The following is a 731-nucleotide window of genomic DNA, read 5'->3' as shown; positions in this document are numbered from 1 at the left end:
GCGTCGGCGAGCAGGGCGTGGAAGAGCAGCCCGGACTGCAACGCGGTCAGCGGCCACACGTCTGCCAGACCGGGGTACTTCTTCTCCCACTCCTCCAGCTTGCGTTGGTCCACGGACACCAGCGGTACGTCGGATGGCGTGAGGCCTCCGGCGTCGGGCTGTGTCACGTGCCGGGCAAGGCCCTCCAGCGCCGTGCACCACAGGTCGGCCAGTTCCTGGACGTCCTCGCGGGAGAGCACGCCGGTGGGGAATCCCACGCGGGCGTTCAGGCACGGGCCCTGCTCGGTGTCACTGACGTGAGCGTTGATCTCCAGCGTCGACATCAGTGGCATGTCAGCGTCCGGCGCGGCGACCAGATCGTCGATGCCAGGGGCCTCGTTCCAGCCGAGGCCGCGCAGGTTCTCCGGCATGTCGGCGGCGGAGAACCTGCCCAGGTAGTTGAAGGCGATCTGCCCGTCCGAGTGACCGTCCAGAACGGTGGCCGTGTCCGGGTTCAGATGGCGCAGCAGGCCGTAGCCGATGCCCTTGTCGGGGATGGCAAGGAGCTGCTCCTTGACCGCCTTCACCACCTTCCCTGCCGCGGGGCCACCGGCGATGGCCTCATCGAGATGGGCACCCATGGTGTCGAGGCGTACGGGGAACATGCTGGTGAACCAGCCCACGGTGCGGGACAGGTCGGCTCCCGGTACGACGCCTTCCTCACGGCCGTGTCCTTCGAGCCGGATCAGCGT

1 protein-coding gene is annotated in these 731 nt (G+C 68.3%); it reads right to left on the bottom strand.

Features of this window, described 5'->3' with window-relative positions; genetic code table 11:
* Window positions 1–731: condensation domain-containing protein (locus AC5P1C_RS43875; RefSeq protein ID WP_493871598.1), on the bottom strand; the 731-nt coding region annotated here is incomplete at both ends.

This window comes from Streptomyces sp. A18 (assembly GCF_059026065.1).
Note: the sequence above shows the minus strand (reverse complement) of the source record. Positions and strands in the feature narration are given on the sequence as shown.